Origin of the sequence: Luedemannella helvata (assembly GCF_039528415.1) — a bacterium.
Taxonomy (GTDB): Bacteria; Actinomycetota; Actinomycetes; order Mycobacteriales; family Micromonosporaceae; genus Luedemannella; species Luedemannella helvata.
This window is the reverse complement of sequence record NZ_BAAALS010000053.1, coordinates 1-16,126: the sequence shown is the minus strand read 5'-3', so window position 1 is coordinate 16,126 and position 16,126 is coordinate 1. Positions and strand designations below refer to the sequence as shown.

The following is a 16,126-nucleotide window of genomic DNA, read 5'->3' as shown; positions in this document are numbered from 1 at the left end:
GAAATCCACCACGCCCTCACCGTTGACAAACCATAGGAGCATCACTTTGGCGGCCACCCGCGCCGCTGATCCCGCCAAGGTGCGCACTGTGGCGGCCACCCGCACCTCTTGTCGCGCCTCGGGTGGCCGCCCGTCCACCTCATCGCACGCCCGAGCGCTCCCCCCGCCCGAGCAACATGCGCACCGTGGCGGCTTCGCGTGGTTGCCCAGGCCGGCAAAGTGCGCACTTCGGCGGTTATTCCGGCTGTCCAGGCGGGCAAGGTGCGCACTTCGGCGGTTATTCCTGCTGCCCAGGCGGGCAAGGCGCGCACTTTGGCGGTAATTCCGCGTGCGCTCCCCCGCCCTCCGCCCAGGCAGGTGCGCGTGTTGGGGAGTCGTGAGGACCGTGGGGTCGCGCTCCGTGTGTGGACCTGGAGACCAAGCGGGGCCCAGCTGCCGTCCCTACAGCTGGGCCCCACCGCATCATCCGATGCCTTGGTCACAGCGCTCACCGCGACCTTTTTGCCGGCCGTCCACCACGGACCGTCGGGATTTATATTGCCCGCGCTGCGTTACGAGGTTCTTTCGGCACCGTTGCTAACCGCGCTCATTTGCCCCACCGAGTGTGACGGTGCCCACGTTCGCGGCGAACAGCCGGGTGTAGCGGGGCTTCGGACCGGGTTCGCTGGCGTAAAGCAGCACTTCGGAGACCGTCCAGGCCGGTCCGGTGTACCCGGCGAGCGCGTCGAGGTCGGCGGCCAGCGCGTCGGGCGCGAGGCGGTCGCCCGGGCGGGCGATCGTCAGGTGCGGCTTGAAGGACCTTTCATCGACGGGAAGTTTCGCGCGCCGCAGTTCGCGCCGGACGGCCGCGGCGATAGCGCCGAGGCCGTCCAGGTCGCCCGCGAGGCCGGCCCACAGCACCGTGAACCGGCCCTTGTTGAACCGCCCGCCGCCGGCGATCCGCACAGTCACCGGCCCGACCGGCGCTGCCGCGCCGGCCCGCCGCCGCGGCACGGCATCCGCTGCCGCGACGCTTCCGGCCGCGCGCGCCACGGCGCCCTCGGCCTTGTCGCGGTTTGTGGCCGGCACCTCGCCGATGAAGGCGAGCGTGATGTGCCACGCGTCGCGGCGGGTCAGCCGCAGGGAGCCGCCCGGCGGGGCGGGACGCGCCACGGCGAGGCCGTCGACCAGGTTGCCCAGGTCGGCGATCGCCGCCCGGTCCGGGTCGACGGCCACGAAGAGCCGCAACGTGTCGGCGCTCACTGCGTGGCGGCCACCAGTACGCGGCGGAAGGCGGCCAGCGCGTCCGGGTCGCCCGAGGTGGTCACCGCGCCGTCGCCGGCCCGGTTCCACAGCCACAGCAGGACGTCGTCGGGTTCACCGGCGATCGACGTGCTGGCGCCCGTACCCACACCGCCGGAGGCGTCCGCGACGCTGACGCCGTCCGCGGCGATCTCCACCGACCAGGCACGCTCGCCCGCGGCGATGTGTACGGTCGTGCCGGCGGCCGGAGCCAGCACGTCGGCGAAGTCCTCCGCCCAGGCGCGCGAGCCGTAGGACACGAACGCGACCAGCAGCTCATCGATGCCGTCGAGGGCCAGGTCGGCCGGGATGGGGGCGATCGGCACGCCGGCGCCCAGTTCGGCGTCGACGCGGTGGATCACGGTCTCCTGAGCCATGCGCCGCACCCAGAAGCCGACCGTCTGGTCGGGCTCGTACCAGGTGTAGGCCGAGGTGCTCGGCGCCCGGGTGGCGAACTCGGCGGCCAGCTCCCCGTAGGCCCGCTCCAGCAGCGGCAGCGGCTCCTCCCCACCGGTCTCCGGCGGCCATTCCTGCGGGCGGCCGAACTTCATGCAGGCCACTTTGTGCAGGTAGACCATCGCGACGTGGTCGACGAGCTCGGCGACCGTCCAGTCGGGGCAGCTGGGCACGCGCGCGGCCAGGTCCGCGCCCGCGGCGACCTTGCGCAGGCGGGTGTAGTCCTCGTCGAGGCACTCCCGCAGTCGATCGTTGTCCATGCCTTTAGCGTCCCACGACGGGCCGACAGCTCAACTAGCGCATATCGTGCGCGCCGCTCCGATGTGCATCCGCATCGGGTGCAGGTGCACGTGGACCCGCAGGTCGCGCCGCCAGCAGCGGTAGACGAACGCGGCACCCGCGGCCAACAGTGCGGCCAGGCCGCCGACCCAGACGCTGGGCCGGGGCCCGAAGGTGCTCGACAGCCAGCCCACGATCAGCGAGCCGATGGGCGTCGTGCCGAGGAACACCATCACGTACAGGGACATGACCCGCCCGCGCAGCGCGGCGTCGGTGCCGAGCTGGACCCGCTGGTTGGCGGCCTGCGCGAAGAACACCATGAAGAACCCGGTGGGCACCAGCAGGACGACCATGACGGCGAAGGTGGGCGCGAACCCGACCGCTATCTCCAGCAGGCCGAAGATCGCCGCGGCGCCGAGTACGGTCGCGGAGGTCGGCCGGCCGCGCCGCTGGGAGCTGCCGAGCGCCCCACCGAGCGCGCCGATCGCCAGGGCAGTCGTGAGCAGGCCGAACTGGGCGGCCCCCGTGTGGAACACGGTCTTGGCGATCAGTGCCAGCGTGAGCTGGAAGTTGAAGGCGAGCAGGCCGATCACGAACACGAGCGAGATGGGCAGGGCGAGATCGGGCCGGCGGACGACGTAGCGCAGGCCCTCGGAGATGCGCGGCTTCGGGCCGTCCTTGGCGGTGAGCAGGCCCTCCCGGAACAGGTCCGCGGGGCGCATGAGCCACAGGCCGCAGAGCGCGCCCACGTAGCTGAGCCCGTTGATCAGGAATACCGGGCCGACGCCGAGGACGGCGACGGCGACACCGGCGACGGCCGGGCCGACGATGCGGGCGGTGTTGAACGCGGCCGCGTTCAACGAGATCGCGTTGGACAGCAGGCTCGGGCCGACGAGCTCGGAGACGAACGCCTGGCGTACGGGCGTCTCGACGGAGCTGACCAGGCCCAGCAGGAAGGCGAAGACGTAGATGGCGCCGATGGCGATCCCGCCGGTGAGGATGAGCACGCCCATGCTGATGGCGAGCAGCGTCCAGATGGCGTTGGCGATGAGCAGCAGGACCCGCTTGTCGTACCGGTCGGCGAGCTTGCCGCCGTAGAGGCTGAACAGCAGTATCGGCGCGAACTGCAGGGCGGTGACCGTGCCCAGGGCTGTCGCGGAGTTGTTCGTGAGTTCCAGGACCAGCCAGTCCTGGCCGATGGCCTGCATCCAGAAGCCGATGAGGGAGATCAGCTGACCGGTGGAGAAGAGTCGATAGTTGCGGACGGACAGGGATCGGAACGTGGTCGTGAGCCGTGCCTGCACGGGGTGGTTGCGCCTCCTCGAGGTCAGTCTTTGGCGAGTCGGTTGAGGATCTCGGCGGCCCGGTGGACCGTCTCGCGCTCCTCGGGGGTGAGGGCGCCGAGCCGCTGGGCGAGCCATTCGTCGCGGGCGCGGCGGTATTCGTCGAGCATGTCGCGGCCCGCCTGTGAGGGGGCGAGCACGACCTGCCGGCCGTCGGTGGGGTGCGGGGTGCGCTGCACCAGGCCGCGGTCCTCCAGCTTGGCCACGATGCGGGTCATCGTGGGCGGTTGGACGCGCTCGGCCTCGGCCAGCTCGCGCGGGGTCAGCGCGCCGGCCGCGTCGAGGCTGAGCAGCGCGGAGATCTGGGCGACGGTCACCTCGCCCAGCGGCCGGGTCTGGCGCAGCCGGCGATTGAGTCGGGTGATCGCGTCCCGCAGCTCTATGGCCAGCTGGTTGACCTGCGCGGGCCGGGAGGAGGGTGCCATCACGGTCGTTAGCTTAACTAATAAGCCTTGCTAACGACATCCGGAATCGATGTGAGTCGTATCTCTGGCGATGATACCCCTAGGGGGTATATAAAGGCCTCATGAGTACCCCTGTGAGCTGGCGCATGGCCGCCGACGCCACCAGACACTGCCTCACCGGCTGCGCCATCGGCGAAGTGCTCGGCATGGCGATCGGCACCACGGCCGGCTGGCACGACGCGGCCACGGTCGCCCTGTCGGTCGCCCTCGCGTTCCTGTTCGGGTACGCCCTGACGCTGCGCAAGGTCCTCCGCGGCGGCCTGCGCCTCGGCGCCGCCATCAAGGTGGCGCTGGCGGCCGACACGGTCTCCATCGCCGTCATGGAACTCGTCGACAACGCGGTCATGCTGGTCGTCCCGGGCGCCATGGCAGCCGGCCTGGCCAGCGGCCTGTTCTGGGCCAGCCTGGCGTTCTCCCTGCTCGTGGCGTTCCTACTCACCGTGCCCGTGAACCGCTGGCTCATCGGCCGCGGCCTCGGCCATGCCGTCATGCACCAGCACCATCACCACGCCTGACCTGGGCGCTGTACCCTATCGGCCGTGACAGAAGGCGACCGGCCCGAGGTGAAACCCCTCGACCCCCCGATGGTCCCGTTCGCCGTGGCGGGCATCGTCGCGTGGGCGGTCGCGTTCGTCGTCCTGCTGCTGTTCGACGGCAGCGAGGAATGGTTGTGGATCTGCGTGGCCGGCTTCCTGTGGGGCTTCCCCGGCCTGTTCGTCATGCTCCGCCACGACGCCAACCGCCGCCGCCGGCTCGCGGCCGGGTCCACCTCGGCCCGCTGATCCCGCCCGAGCGGTATCAGCCGTGGCCGTACGGCTCCGCGGGGGTTTCCGGGTGAACGGAGCCGGCCGCGCGGCTCACCGCCACGGACTCGACCTCGCTGTCGTCGAACACCGTCGGCAGCTCGTCGACCGGGGCGGCGGGCTCCAGCAGCACCTCGGAGTGCGCCCCACACCCGTGATCGGCGCTCACCACCCGCCCGTCGTCGGGGGCGAACAGGTTGCCGCACGCCCCGAACGCTGAGCGCAGCGAGCCGGCCAGCGGCAGGTAGAACCCGCACGTACCGCACCGGGCGCCGCGGGGAGCGGCTGTCGAGATCGCGGCGTGCGGGCCGTGCTCACCGTCGTACCAGCGCTGCGCCGTGTCCTCCCGGCCGTACCGGGACATGACGCGCGGCCTGCCGAGGCCGAGGTCCCAGCTGACCTCCTCGACGGCCGGGTCGTCGGAGAGCACGTACCCGGGCACGAGGCGCTCGTCGTCCTCCGTCGTGGGCAGCAGGTCGCCGACGCCGAGGTCGCCGGGCTGCAGCCGCTCCTGCCACGGCACCCACGTGGGCGCCAGCACCGCGTCGGGGCCGGGCAGCAGGACGGTCTCGCAGATCGTCACGTGCTTGCTGCGCGCGACGCGGGCCACCGTGACCGCCCACCGCCACCCCTTGTAGCCGCCGAGCGTGCAGGCGAAGTAGTGGGTGACGACCCGCTCGGCCTCGGCCACGGCCTCCAGGTGCTCCCCGGCCACGTCGGTGTCCAGGGCCGACCGCGCCAGGTCGACCGCGGCCGCGCAGACCTGGTCGAGCTTGGCGCGAGGTTCGGCCTTGGCCCGGGTGGGCTGCGGGTCCGCGCTGGTCGTCGTCACGGTGCCCAATGTAGTCGTCCCGCCGCCGGGTCCGCGTTTCGGGTCGCCACGGAGAGTACGCGCGACCGCGCGGTTCGGGTCGGGTAGCGCATCGGTGGCCCGTATGGGTAAGGATGGTGGCATGCCGCTGCTGCGATCCGTTGGCCGTGCGGTCGGAGCGACCGCGCGCGGCACCCGCGCCGCCGCGCGCGGCGTGCGCGTCACGGCCACCGGCGGGGCGCGCACCGGTCGCTGGGTGGCCCGCAACGTGCGCACGGCCCGCAATCTGGGCGGCGACGGCAATATCGGCATGATGCGCCTGCTCGACCTGCACGCGGCCTCGTGCGCGGGCGACACGCTGATCATGATCGGCCTGGCGAGCACCATCTTCTTCGGCGTACCGACGGACGCGGCCCGCGGCCGGGTGGCGCTCTATCTGCTGGTGACGATGGTCCCGTTCGCGCTGCTGGCGCCGCTGGTCGGGCCGTTGCTGGACCGTTTCCGCCACGGCCGGCGGTACGCCCTGGCGACCACGATGCTCGGTCGCGGCGTCCTCGCGTGGGTCATCTCAGCGAACCTCCTCGAACTCTGGCTCTACCCGGCGGCCTTCGGGGTCCTGGTGCTGTCGCGGGCGTACGGGGTGGCGCGCAGCGCCGCGGTGCCCCGCCTGCTGCCGCGTGGCATGGGGTTGTCGCAGGCCGGGGCGCGGGCGTCCGTGTTCGGCACGGTCGCCGGCGCGGTGGCCGGCGCGGCCGGCGGGTTGCTCTACTGGCTCGGGCCGCAGTGGCCGCTGCGACTGGCCACGCTGGTCTTCGCGGTCGGCATGCTGATCGCGATGAACCTGCCGCCGCGCGCGGACTCGGATCCGCCCGAGGTACTCCCGAAGATCTTCCAGGTGCCGTGGCGGCACGGCAACGGCAACGGCGGCAAGCTGATCTCGGGCCGGCTGCTGGTGTCCACGGTCGCGGGCAGCGCGTCGCTGCGTGCGCTGTACGGGTTCCTGCTGCTGTTCCTGGCGTTCGCGGTGCGCGAGGGCGACGGCCTGGCACTGAGCGTGTTCGGCGCCACGCTGGGCGCGCCGGCCGCGCTGGCCCTGGTCGGTGGGGCGCTGGCCCTCGGCACCTTCCTCGCCACGGCGGTCGGCGCGGGCCTGCACATCCGGCGGCCCACCCGCGTGCAATCGGTCGGCCTGCTCATCGTGACCGCCACGGCCGTGTACGCCACACTGCGCGCCAGCATCGGCTCCGTCGTCCTGCTGTGCCTCGCCACGGCGATCGCGAGCGGGCTGGCGAAGCTGTCCGTGGACGCCACGATCCAGGAACGGGTGCCCGAATCCGTGCGGGCGAGCGCGTTCGCGCACGCGGAGACGCTGCTGATGCTGGCCTGGGTGGCCGGGGCGGCAGTGGGCCTCGTCCCCTTCGGCGTGCGCTGGGGGCTCGGCCTGGCCGCGCTCGCCCTGGTCGCCGCCACCGCCCGGGCGTTCGTGGCGGGCTGGCGACTGCGCGGCGACCGGCTCACCGGGCGCGCGGACGGCGGCGCGGTCGTGCCTGCCCCGGCCACGGCGCCCGACGCGGCGCCACCGGCCCCGCCATCGCCGCCGGCCGCCTCCGCGCCGCCGGCCGCCCCACCGCCGGCCACGGCCGTGCCCGTCCCGAAGATCGGACTCGACGACGACGAGGCGCCGCCAGGATTTACCATCTATCGACCGTCGTCGCGGGACAGCGGCGTCACCGACCCGCGGAGCGGCACGTGAAGAAACTCGGACGGCTGCTCGGCCGGGACCGGGTCCTTATCGTCACAGCGGTGGAGGTCGAGCGGCAGGCGATCCTGCGCGGCCTCGGCCAACCCGAGAACGTGCCCGCCGAGGAGGCGCTCGCGGCCGGCGACCGGGTCGTCGTCGCCGCGGCGGGCGTCGGCGTGGCTGCCGCCGCGGCGGCCACCTCCCGGTACCTGACGATCGCGCACACGGCCGGCGAGCCGTTCGACGCGGTGATCAACGCGGGGATCGCGGGCGGCTTCGCCGACCGGGTCGACGTGGGCGGGATCGTCATCGGCACCCGCAGCATCGCGGCCGACCTCGGCGCCGACTCCCCCGACGGCTTCCTGACCCTCGACGAGCTCGGCTTCGGCTCGTCCACGATGGCCGCCGACGAGGACCTGCTCAACGCGCTGCGGGTGGTGTTGCCCGCGGCCCGGATCGGGGACGTGCTCACCCTCTCCACCGTCACCGGCACCACCACGGCCATGGAGGTGCTCAACCGCCGCCACCCGAACGCCCTCGCCGAGGCGATGGAGGGCTACGGCGTGGCGACCGCCGCCGAACAGGCCGGGGCGGCGTTCGTCGAGCTGCGTACGATCTCCAATCCGGTCGGCCCGCGCGACCGCGCCGCGTGGCGGATTCCCGCCGCGCTGGCCGCCCTGACGACCGCGGCCGGGGAACTGGCTACCGTGACAGGGTGACTGAGCTGCGCATCGCCTTCTCGCCCTGCCCGAACGACACGTTCGTCTTCCACGCGCTCGTGCACGGCCAGGTGCCGGGCGCCCCGCCGCTCGACGTCACGTACGCCGACGTGGACGTCACGAACACGGCGGCGCTGGACGGGCGGTTCGACCTGGTCAAGGTGAGCTACGCGGCACTGCCCTGGCTGCTCGACCGGTACGAGCTGCTGCCGTGCGGCGGCGCGCTCGGCCGTGGGTGTGGGCCGCTGGTGCTGACGGCCAGGCCTGGCATTTCAGACCTGTCGGGCCTCACGGTGGCCGTGCCCGGCGAGCGCACCACCGCGTACCTGCTCATGCGCCTGTGGTCCGCCGCCAGGCCGCCCGCGTCGATCGTGGTCGTCCCGTTCGACAAGATCATGCCGGGCGTCGCCGACGGCACCTGGGACGCCGGCCTGGTCATTCACGAGGCCCGCTTCACGTACCCGGACTACGGCCTGACAGCGCTGGCCGACCTGGGCGAATGGTGGGAGTCCGACACCGGCCTGCCCATCCCGCTCGGCGCGATCCTCGCCAAGCGCGGCACGGTCGACCCGGCGTCCGCGTCGGCCTGGATCCGCGAGTCCGTACGGCGCGCGTGGGAGACCCCGGGAGGCACCCGGGAGTACGTGATGGCGCACGCGCAGGAGATGGAACCGGACGTGGCGGCCGCCCACATCAAGCTGTACGTCAACGACTTCACCACGAACCTGGGCGACGAGGGCTACGCGGCCGTCGAAGCCCTGCTCACCCGGGCCGCCACCGAGGGCCTGACCCCCGCCGCCCCACCCCTGACCCGCCTCCCCTGACCGACCAACCCGCCCCGGTGCCGGGCCGACCGCGCGAAGCAGCCAAGGTGCGCACCTTGGCGGGGTAGCCACCGCCCGAAGCAGCCAAAGTACGCACCTTGGCGGGGTAGCCACCACGCGAAGCAGCCCAAGTGCGCACCTTGGCGGAGGAGGGGTGCCAGCAAGGGCACGCGAGGCGCGCCGAATAACGACGGAACGGGCTAAGCCGGACCCCGCGTGGACGCCTGAGCGTGCGCTCACGGTGCATCCGCCGCGATCATCGGTCGCGGCCGTGTGCGTTCGGGTCAGATCTCCAGCTCGCGGGCTACCGCGTGGACGACCTGGGCGACCATCTGGGACGTCTTCTTGTCCGGGAAGCGGCCACGACGCAGGTCGGGCATGACCTTCGCCTCCAGCACCTTGATCATGTCCTCGATGAGGCCATGCAGCTCCTCGGCCGGCCGGCGGCGCAGCTCGGCGACGGACGGGGGCGCGTCGAGGAGCTTGACCTGCAACGCCTGGTTGCCCTTGCGGCTCTCGACGACGCCGAACTCGACGCGCTGGCCGGCGCTGAGGGTATCGGTCCCGGCCGGCAGCGCGGCCTTGTGGACGAAGACGTCGCCGCCGTCGTCGCTAGTGAGGAAACCGAATCCTTTGTCCGTGTCGTACCACTTGACTCGACCAGTCGGCACCGTAGACCCCAACCTCACCCAGCGGACAGTGAACGAATCAAGGCTAACGACCGTCGGCGGACGTTCCCAACCGAGATCCGGCATGTCGCCCGGGAAGGGAATCCAGCCAGCCCGGAAAGTCGCGCAGGTCCGCGAGAACGACGTCGGCTCCGGCCTCCGCGAGCTCCTCGGGCGCCCAGTCGCCGGTGGTGACCCCCACGGCGACCGAGCCGCCCGCCACGGCCGCCCGCATATCGGCCGGATGGTCGCCGACGTAGACGTCGACCGAGTGGTCGAGCAGCGCGACGGTCTTCGCCTCGGCCCACGCCCAGCCGACCACCTCGTCGACGACCAGGTCCAGGTGGTTGAGGTGCAGCCGCGCGTTCGGCGCGTACTTCCCGGTGATCACGATGATCCGCCCGGACCGGGCGCGCACCGCGTCGAGTGACTCGCGCACGCCCGGCAGGGCGGGCGAGGCCGCCACGGCGTACTCCCGGTAGAGCGCGCGGAAGCGCTCGGCCATGGGCGGCACGTGCGCTTCCGGGAACCAGCGGGCGATCTCCTCGTCGAGTGGCGGCCCCAGCCTGGTCACGGCGGCGTCGGCGTCGATGTAGACGCCGGTCTCCGCGCTCAGGGCCCGGTAGGTGGCGGCGATTCCCGGCCGGCTGTCCACCAGGGTGAGGTCAAGATCAAAACCAACGACGAGGGGCATGCCCCGAGAGTACGGGTGCCCCGCGCGTGATCAGGCCGTCGTGGGATGCCGGTAGGTCAACTCCGCGGTGGGGAGCGGGAACGTCAGATCGTCGCCGAAGGGCGAGGCCGCGCCGGCGCGGTCGAACGCGAACTCGCTGACCGGCAGGCGCCCGGGCTTCACTACCTGGGCGCGGCTGCGCCGCCCGGTCTGCCGCTTCCCGTCAGATCGACGTGCGCCCATGCGTCCGCTCCTTAATGACCCGGGGGTGATGTTGGGCACAGTGTTCCACAGCATCGTGCGGGTGGTCAGCATCGCCGGCCGGCCACCCGACCCCGGGGAGGGCCCCGGTGCCGCTAGCGTTGATAGACGATGACCAGCAAGCTCGCCGACCAGCTGCGCGCGTCCCCGGACGCCGCGCTGGCGACCCTGCTCAACCTGCGGCCCGACCTCGTGGTGCCCATGCCGGGCGACCTGTCCGTGCTCGCGGCCCGGTCGCAGAGCAGGGTCTCGGTGGCCCGTGCCCTCGACGGGCTCGACCAGTTCACCCTCGAAATTCTCGACGGGCTGCGCCTGGTGCGCGGCGACGGCGACACGGCGTCCGTGGAGGCGCTGCTCGCCCTGGCCGTCGGCCCGGGCGTGGAGTCCGCGGATGTGCTGCGCGCGGTACGCGCACTGCGCGAGCGCTTCCTCGTGTACGGGGACGAGACCCACCTGCACCTGGTGGCCGCGATCGATGAGGTCACGTCGGCGTACCCGGCCGGGCTGGGCCGGCCCGCCGCGGAGCTGGACGAGGCCGTGGCCTCCCTGGTGAGCGACGCGGCGAAGCTGCGCCGGACCCTGCTGTCGGCCTCCCCGGAAGCACGGGCGGTGCTGGACCGGCTCGCGGCCGGTCCGCCGATCGGCACGGTGCGCGGCAAGCTGCTCAAGGGCTCCGACGGCGACCCGGACAGCCCGGTGCGCTGGCTGGTCGGCAACCGGCTGCTCGTGGCGGTCAGCGACGACACCGTGGAACTGCCCCGCGAGGTCGGCCTGCTGCTGCGCCGCGACGCGGGTCCGCTCGGCACGCTGCACCCCCGGCCGCCGGAGGTGGACGCGAAGCCCCGCACGGTCCGTACGGTCGACAACGCGGGCGCCGGGCAGGCGATGGAGGCGGTGCGCCACCTCGACACGCTGCTGGCCGAGCTGGCCGACGCCCCCGCACCCGTGCTCAAGGCCGGCGGGATGGGCGTGCGCGACCTGCGCCGGCTGGCCAAGCAGGCGGGCACGAACGAGGCCGACACCGGGACGCTCCTGGAGGTCGCGTACGCGGCCGGCCTGGTCGCGGCCAGCGAGCCGACCCGTACGGACGAGCAGCGCTGGCTGCCCACCCCGGCGTACGACCTGTGGCGGGCCAGCCCGCTGCCGCAGCGCTGGGCGGTGCTGGGCCGCACCTGGCTCGGCATGACCCGCGCCCCGCACCTGGTCGGCCAGCGCGACGACCGTGACCGGATCGTGGGTCCCCTGTCGCCCGAGGTGACCCGGCTGGGCGCCCCGGGGGTACGCCGGGGCGTGCTCGGGGTGCTCGCCTCGCTGCCGCCGGGCGTCGGCCCGGACGCCGACGCGGTGCTCGCCCAGCTCGCCTGGCGCGCGCCGCGCCGCTACGGCGGCCTGGCCCCCGGAACGACGACCGTGGTGGCAGGCCCCGGCGGAACGCCCGCGAGCGCCGGCCTGCGGGCGGCGTCGACGGGCGCCGTGCTGCGGGCCGGCTCAACGAACGCGGCGACGAGCGCGGCGACGAACCGGACCACGGCCGCGACCGGCGGCACGTCGGCCGGACCCACCTCGCTCACGCGGGCCACCCTCGCCGAGGCCGCGTCCCTGGGGGTCACCGGGCTCGGCGCGCTGACCTCGTACGCGCGGCTGCTGCTCGCCGAGGCTGACCGCGACCCGGACGACGACCCGCTGGGCCTGCGTCGCGACCCGAACGAGCCGGCCGACGCGCTCGTGGCCGCACTGGAGACGCTGCTGCCCGAGCCGGTGGACCACCTGCTCGTGCAGGCGGACCTGACCGTCGTGGTGCCCGGCCCGCCCGACCCGGCGCTCGCCGCCGAGCTGGCGCTGGTGGCCGAGCACGAGTCGCGGGGTGGGGCGGGCGTCTACCGGGTGACGGCCGACAGCCTGCGCCGGGCCTTGGACGCCGGGTACGCCGCGAGTGACCTGCACGGCCTGTTCGCCCGGCGGTCGACGACCCCGTTGCCGCAGGCCCTCACGTACCTGATCGACGACATCTCCCGCAAGCACGGCGGCCTGCGCTCGGGCGGCGCGGGGGCGTACCTGCGCAGCGACGACGAGGCGCTGATCGCCGAGGTGTTCGCCGACCGCCGCCTGGCCACCCTCATGCTGCGCCAGCTGGCCCCGACCGTCCTGGTGACCGGTACGGGCCCGGGCCGGCTGCTGGAGGCGCTCCGCGAGGCCGGGTACGCGCCCGTGCCGGAGGACGCCGCCGGCGCGACCCTGGTCACCCGGCCGAAGGCGGCGCGGGCCACGTCCCGGCCGGCGCCCCGGTTCGGCCGCCCGGAGGACGTGGAGCTGCCCCGCCCGACCGGCCCGCGCCTGGCCGCCGCCGTGGAGCAGCTGCGCCTGGGCGACAAGCTGGCCCGCTCGGTGCGCCGCCCGCCGCCCGCGAAGAGCCGGCTGAACCTGGTCGGCGAGGCGACCACCCCGGCCCAGCAGCACACCCAGGCACTCGCGGTGCTCCAGCAGGCGATGCGCGACCAGGCCAAGGTGTGGGTCGGGTACGTCGACGCGCACGGCTCGACGAACGCGAAGCTGGTGCGGCCGGTGTCGATGGCGGCCGGTTACCTGCGCGCCGAGGACGACCGCAACGAGATGCTGCACACGTTCGCCCTGCACCGGATCACGTCGGCGACCCTGGACGAATAGGCGTCAGCGGCGGCGGATGACGCCGATCACGGAGACGACGACGAGCAGGACGAAGGCGGTGCCGACCGACTCGCCGGCCGCGTCGAGCACGTGCCGGTCCAGCGCCAGCCAGGCCACCAGGAACCAGCCGAACAGCAGCAGGCCCGTCGCCGCGACGGCCGTCCAGGCCGCCAGCGAAAGACCGGAGGAACGCTCGGAGTCCTCCTCGACCGTCACCCTGCACCTCCGCCGCGCGTCAGGCCGTACCCATGTATTGAGGTTTTCACCAATGACGGCCGCGAGGGAACCGATTTGGGGGAATGTCCGGGTCTTCTCGGGGACGACACTGAGGCACACTGGAGTGTCCGCGCGCGTACCGAGAGGTGTGACGGCCTGTGTCCGACGGCCCCCTGATCGTCCAATCCGACAAGACGCTCCTTCTCGAGGTCGACCACCCGGACGCGCTCGCGTGCCGGATGGCGATCGCGCCGTTCGCCGAGCTGGAACGCTCGCCCGAACACGTGCACACCTACCGGCTGACCCCGCTGGGCCTGTGGAACGCCCGCGCGGCCGGCCACGACGCCGAGAGCGTGGTGGACGCGCTGCTGCGCTTCTCCCGCTACCCGGTGCCGCACGCCCTGCTGGTCGACGTGGCCGAGACGATGGACCGCTACGGCCGGCTGCGCCTGATGAAGCACCCGACGCACGGCCTGGTGCTGGAGGGTTCGGACCGGGCGGTCCTCGTCGAGGTGGCCAAGTCGAAGAAGCTCGCCGGGATGCTCGGCCAGCAGCTCGACCCGGACACGTTCGTGGTGCACGCCTCCGAGCGGGGCCGACTCAAGCAGGCGCTGCTCAAGCTGGGCTGGCCGGCCGAGGACCTGGCCGGCTACGTCGACGGCGAGGCGCACCCGATCGAGCTGCGCCCGGACGGCTGGGAGCTGCGCTCCTACCAGCAGGAGGCCGTGGATCATTTCTGGGCGGGCGGCTCGGGGGTCGTGGTGCTGCCCTGCGGCGCCGGCAAGACGCTCGTGGGCGCGGCCGCGATGGCGCAGGCGAGCGCGACCACGCTGATCCTGGTCACGAACACGGTGGCGGGCCGGCAGTGGAAGCGCGAGCTCATCGCCCGCACCTCGCTCACCGAGGAGGAGATCGGCGAGTACTCCGGGGAGCGCAAGGAGATCCGCCCGGTCACCATCGCCACGTACCAGGTGCTCACCACGCGCCGGGGCGGCACGTTCCCGCACCTGGACGTCTTCAACGCCCGGGACTGGGGGCTGGTCGTCTACGACGAGGTGCACCTGTTGCCGGCTCCCATCTTCCGCTTCACGGCCGACCTGCAGGCCCGTCGCCGGCTGGGGCTCACGGCCACCCTCGTACGCGAGGACGGCCGCGAGGGCGACGTGTTCTCGCTGATCGGGCCGAAGCGCTACGACGCGCCGTGGAAGGACATCGAGTCGCAGGGCTGGATCGCCCCGGCCGACTGCACCGAGGTACGGGTGACGCTCACGGACGCGGAGCGGATGAACTACGCGGTCGCCGAGCCGGAGGAGCGTTACCGGATGGCGGCCACGGCGCGCACGAAGCTGCCCGTGGTGCGCGCGCTCGTCGAGCGGCACTCCGACGACCAGGTGCTGGTCATCGGCGCGTACATCGACCAGCTCCACGAGCTGGGCGAATACCTGGACGCCCCGATCGTGCAGGGCGCCACGACCAACAAGGAACGCGAGCGGCTCTTCGACGCGTTCCGGTCGGGCGAGATCTCCACGCTGGTGATCTCGAAGGTCGGCAACTTCTCGATCGACCTGCCGGAGGCGGCCGTGGCGATCCAGGTGTCGGGCACGTTCGGCTCCCGCCAGGAGGAGGCCCAGCGGCTCGGACGCGTGCTGCGGCCCAAGGCCGACGGCCGCCAGGCCCACTTCTACACGGTCGTGTCCCGGGACACGATCGACACCGAGTACGCCGCGCACCGGCAGCGCTTCCTCGCCGAGCAGGGGTACGCCTACACGATCGTCGACGCGGACGACGTGCTCGGCCCACCCCTGCCCACGGTGGACTAGCTAGAGCGGCGTCGCCTCGGCGAGCTTCGCGAGCAGCGCGCCCACCAGCGGCTTGACCTCCCCGCAGTCCTCCACGTCGTAGCTCTTGCCGGAGACCTCGAGGGCGTAGGTGAAGCCGTCGTTGCAGGCGCCCTTCGGCGCGCTGTCGGCGATCTGCTGGGGCAGCGCCGGGTCGGACGCGATCTCGGTCAGGGCGAGCGCCTGATCGGGCGTGAAGGTCCCGGTCTCGGTCGCGCCCGTCTTGGCGTTCCGGTAGGTCCACGCGCCGGCCGGGGTGACGGCGAGCGTCTCGTCGACGCCCGCCACGCCGCCGGTGCGGTGCACGGTGATGCCGGACAGCATGCCGGCGCCGGGCGGGGCGCCGGTCGCGTTCTGCGTGACGACACTGGTCGCGTCGGGCGACGTCGGGGCCGTGGGCTTCTGCCCGCCGCAGCCGCTCAGCAGGGTACCGGCGGCGACGACCACGGCGAGGGGGATCCACTTCCGTAACATCCCGCCATCGTCGCGCAGCGCCGCCACGACGGCATCTCGAGCGTCAGGTCGACACGGCCCTGAGGATGAAGTGGACGACGTCGCCCACCGGCCCGACCCGCTGGCCGCACTCCTCGTAGCCGGCCCGGATCCCGCTCGTCACCAGCGTGAACCGGAACGCGTCCGCGCAGTTCGGCGGGCCGGGCCGCGGGCGCGTGCCGCGCGCCAGGTCGAGCAGCCGGTTGAGCCGCAGCACCTCCCACCGGTCCAGGTGCCCGGTGCGGGTCTGCCCGGTCCGCAGATCCTGATGCGTCCACGCCCCGAACCGCGAGATCATGATCCGATCCCGCGCCCCGACGAACCCCCCGGTCCTGGTCAGCCACACGGGCGCCCGCAGCTGCGCCCATTCGGCCTCCGCCACCACCCCCGCGGGCGCGGCGGACCCACCCCCCTGAGCGACCCCGGCGCCCCCACCGACCCCGCTAACCCCCAGCGCGACAACCATCCCCATCCACAAAACAGACATACTCTCATTATCAACCACATACCACCCTCCGCCGCGCACCTCCTCCGTCCAACGTTGACTCGAAAATGAACCTGTGGTGCTGGTCAGGCGGCTCGGGGTTGTAGGT

At 73.0% G+C, this 16,126-nt stretch carries 18 protein-coding genes; 7 read left to right on the top strand and 11 right to left on the bottom strand.

The features are described 5' to 3' along the window. Positions 1 to 576: 576 nt before the first annotated feature. The 4 genes from thpR to ABD191_RS27795 are packed head-to-tail and all read right to left on the bottom strand — an operon-like array spanning position 577 to position 3,784. Positions 577 to 1,242, bottom strand: coding sequence for an RNA 2',3'-cyclic phosphodiesterase (gene thpR, locus ABD191_RS27810; protein WP_344088564.1), 666 nt, complete (start codon positions 1,240 to 1,242; stop codon positions 577 to 579). After that, positions 1,239 to 1,997, bottom strand: a complete 759-nt coding sequence (locus tag ABD191_RS27805; RefSeq protein WP_344088561.1) for a maleylpyruvate isomerase N-terminal domain-containing protein — start codon at positions 1,995 to 1,997, stop codon at positions 1,239 to 1,241. The genes thpR and ABD191_RS27805 overlap by 4 nt, the downstream gene beginning before the upstream one ends. Before the next feature lie 30 nt (positions 1,998 to 2,027). Further along, on the bottom strand, positions 2,028 to 3,320 hold the full coding sequence (locus ABD191_RS27800; protein WP_344088558.1) for an MFS transporter: 1,293 nt from the start codon (positions 3,318 to 3,320) through the stop codon (positions 2,028 to 2,030). Between the two features lie 23 nt (positions 3,321 to 3,343). After that, positions 3,344 to 3,784 carry a MarR family winged helix-turn-helix transcriptional regulator gene (locus tag ABD191_RS27795; protein WP_344088570.1) on the bottom strand — a complete coding sequence of 147 codons (441 nt, stop codon included), beginning with the start codon at positions 3,782 to 3,784 and terminating at the stop codon, positions 3,344 to 3,346. A 101-nt stretch (positions 3,785 to 3,885) separates the two neighbouring features. On the opposite strand from ABD191_RS27795, the gene ABD191_RS27790 reads away from it, so the two are divergent. Next, positions 3,886 to 4,338 (top strand): DUF4396 domain-containing protein, encoded by a 453-nt coding sequence (locus ABD191_RS27790; RefSeq protein ID WP_344088555.1) that lies wholly within the window; start codon positions 3,886 to 3,888, stop codon positions 4,336 to 4,338. Between the two features lie 69 nt (positions 4,339 to 4,407). After that, positions 4,408 to 4,605: a DUF2530 domain-containing protein gene (locus ABD191_RS27785; protein ID WP_344088567.1), complete on the top strand. Its 198-nt coding sequence runs from the start codon at positions 4,408 to 4,410 to the stop codon at positions 4,603 to 4,605. Between the two features lie 16 nt (positions 4,606 to 4,621). Here the strand turns inward: ABD191_RS27785 and ABD191_RS27780 are convergent, their stop codons facing one another. Next, positions 4,622 to 5,458, bottom strand: coding sequence for a DUF3027 domain-containing protein (locus ABD191_RS27780; RefSeq protein ID WP_344088552.1), 837 nt, complete (start codon positions 5,456 to 5,458; stop codon positions 4,622 to 4,624). 121 nt (positions 5,459 to 5,579) lie between these two features. Here ABD191_RS27780 and ABD191_RS27775 point away from each other — a divergent pair, with 121 nt between their 5' ends. The 3 genes from ABD191_RS27775 to ABD191_RS27765 are packed head-to-tail and all read left to right on the top strand — an operon-like array spanning position 5,580 to position 8,721. Then, positions 5,580 to 7,190, top strand: a complete 1,611-nt coding sequence (locus ABD191_RS27775) for an MFS transporter (protein ID WP_344088549.1) — start codon at positions 5,580 to 5,582, stop codon at positions 7,188 to 7,190. Further along, complete coding sequence (locus ABD191_RS27770) at positions 7,187 to 7,897, top strand: futalosine hydrolase (protein ID WP_344088546.1); 711 nt, start codon at positions 7,187 to 7,189, stop codon at positions 7,895 to 7,897. The genes ABD191_RS27775 and ABD191_RS27770 overlap by 4 nt, the downstream gene beginning before the upstream one ends. Further along, the gene (locus tag ABD191_RS27765) at positions 7,894 to 8,721 is read left to right on the top strand and encodes a 1,4-dihydroxy-6-naphtoate synthase (RefSeq protein WP_344088543.1); all 828 of its coding nucleotides are present in this window, start codon (positions 7,894 to 7,896) and stop codon (positions 8,719 to 8,721) included. The genes ABD191_RS27770 and ABD191_RS27765 overlap by 4 nt, the downstream gene beginning before the upstream one ends. 284 nt (positions 8,722 to 9,005) lie before the next feature. Here ABD191_RS27765 and ABD191_RS27760 read toward each other — a convergent pair whose 3' ends face one another. The 3 genes from ABD191_RS27760 to ABD191_RS27750 are packed head-to-tail and all read right to left on the bottom strand — an operon-like array spanning position 9,006 to position 10,305. After that, positions 9,006 to 9,392: a cold-shock protein gene (locus tag ABD191_RS27760; protein ID WP_344088540.1), complete on the bottom strand. Its 387-nt coding sequence runs from the start codon at positions 9,390 to 9,392 to the stop codon at positions 9,006 to 9,008. A 43-nt stretch (positions 9,393 to 9,435) separates the two neighbouring features. Next, positions 9,436 to 10,083, bottom strand: coding sequence for an HAD family hydrolase (locus tag ABD191_RS27755; protein ID WP_344088537.1), 648 nt, complete (start codon positions 10,081 to 10,083; stop codon positions 9,436 to 9,438). A 30-nt stretch (positions 10,084 to 10,113) separates the two neighbouring features. After that, the gene (locus ABD191_RS27750; protein ID WP_344088534.1) at positions 10,114 to 10,305 is read right to left on the bottom strand and encodes a hypothetical protein; all 192 of its coding nucleotides are present in this window, start codon (positions 10,303 to 10,305) and stop codon (positions 10,114 to 10,116) included. Between the two features lie 129 nt (positions 10,306 to 10,434). Between ABD191_RS27750 and ABD191_RS27745 the strand changes: the two genes are divergently transcribed. Then, positions 10,435 to 12,987, top strand: coding sequence for a helicase-associated domain-containing protein (locus tag ABD191_RS27745; protein WP_344088531.1), 2,553 nt, complete (start codon positions 10,435 to 10,437; stop codon positions 12,985 to 12,987). Positions 12,988 to 12,990: 3 nt separating this feature from the next. Here ABD191_RS27745 and ABD191_RS27740 read toward each other — a convergent pair whose 3' ends face one another. Next, positions 12,991 to 13,203, bottom strand: a complete 213-nt coding sequence (locus ABD191_RS27740) for a hypothetical protein (protein ID WP_344088529.1) — start codon at positions 13,201 to 13,203, stop codon at positions 12,991 to 12,993. A gap of 158 nt (positions 13,204 to 13,361) precedes the next feature. Between ABD191_RS27740 and ABD191_RS27735 the strand changes: the two genes are divergently transcribed. Then, a complete protein-coding gene (locus ABD191_RS27735; protein WP_344088527.1) occupies positions 13,362 to 15,023 on the top strand; it encodes a DNA repair helicase XPB in 1,662 nt (553 codons plus the stop codon). On the opposite strand, the gene ABD191_RS27730 is transcribed toward ABD191_RS27735, so the two are convergent. Together ABD191_RS27730 and ABD191_RS27725 are read right to left on the bottom strand one after the other, a co-directional pair. Then, positions 15,024 to 15,515: a hypothetical protein gene (locus tag ABD191_RS27730; protein ID WP_344088525.1), complete on the bottom strand. Its 492-nt coding sequence runs from the start codon at positions 15,513 to 15,515 to the stop codon at positions 15,024 to 15,026. 43 nt (positions 15,516 to 15,558) lie between these two features. Then, positions 15,559 to 15,915 carry a hypothetical protein gene (locus tag ABD191_RS27725; protein WP_344088522.1) on the bottom strand — a complete coding sequence of 119 codons (357 nt, stop codon included), beginning with the start codon at positions 15,913 to 15,915 and terminating at the stop codon, positions 15,559 to 15,561. Positions 15,916 to 16,126 lie beyond the last annotated feature (211 nt).

Coding starts and splice junctions, on each gene's coding strand:
- ABD191_RS27790 (WP_344088555.1), top strand. CDS start 3,886: ATGAGTACCCCTGTGAGCTGGCGCATGGCCGCCGACGCCACCAGACAC.
- ABD191_RS27775 (WP_344088549.1), top strand. CDS start 5,580: ATGCCGCTGCTGCGATCCGTTGGCCGTGCGGTCGGAGCGACCGCGCGC.
- ABD191_RS27795 (WP_344088570.1), bottom strand. CDS start 3,784: ATGGCACCCTCCTCCCGGCCCGCGCAGGTCAACCAGCTGGCCATAGAG.
- ABD191_RS27745 (WP_344088531.1), top strand. CDS start 10,435: ATGACCAGCAAGCTCGCCGACCAGCTGCGCGCGTCCCCGGACGCCGCG.
- ABD191_RS27785 (WP_344088567.1), top strand. CDS start 4,408: ATGGTCCCGTTCGCCGTGGCGGGCATCGTCGCGTGGGCGGTCGCGTTC.
- ABD191_RS27730 (WP_344088525.1), bottom strand. CDS start 15,515: ATGTTACGGAAGTGGATCCCCCTCGCCGTGGTCGTCGCCGCCGGTACC.
- ABD191_RS27755 (WP_344088537.1), bottom strand. CDS start 10,083: ATGCCCCTCGTCGTTGGTTTTGATCTTGACCTCACCCTGGTGGACAGC.
- ABD191_RS27805 (WP_344088561.1), bottom strand. CDS start 1,997: ATGGACAACGATCGACTGCGGGAGTGCCTCGACGAGGACTACACCCGC.
- ABD191_RS27750 (WP_344088534.1), bottom strand. CDS start 10,305: ATGGGCGCACGTCGATCTGACGGGAAGCGGCAGACCGGGCGGCGCAGC.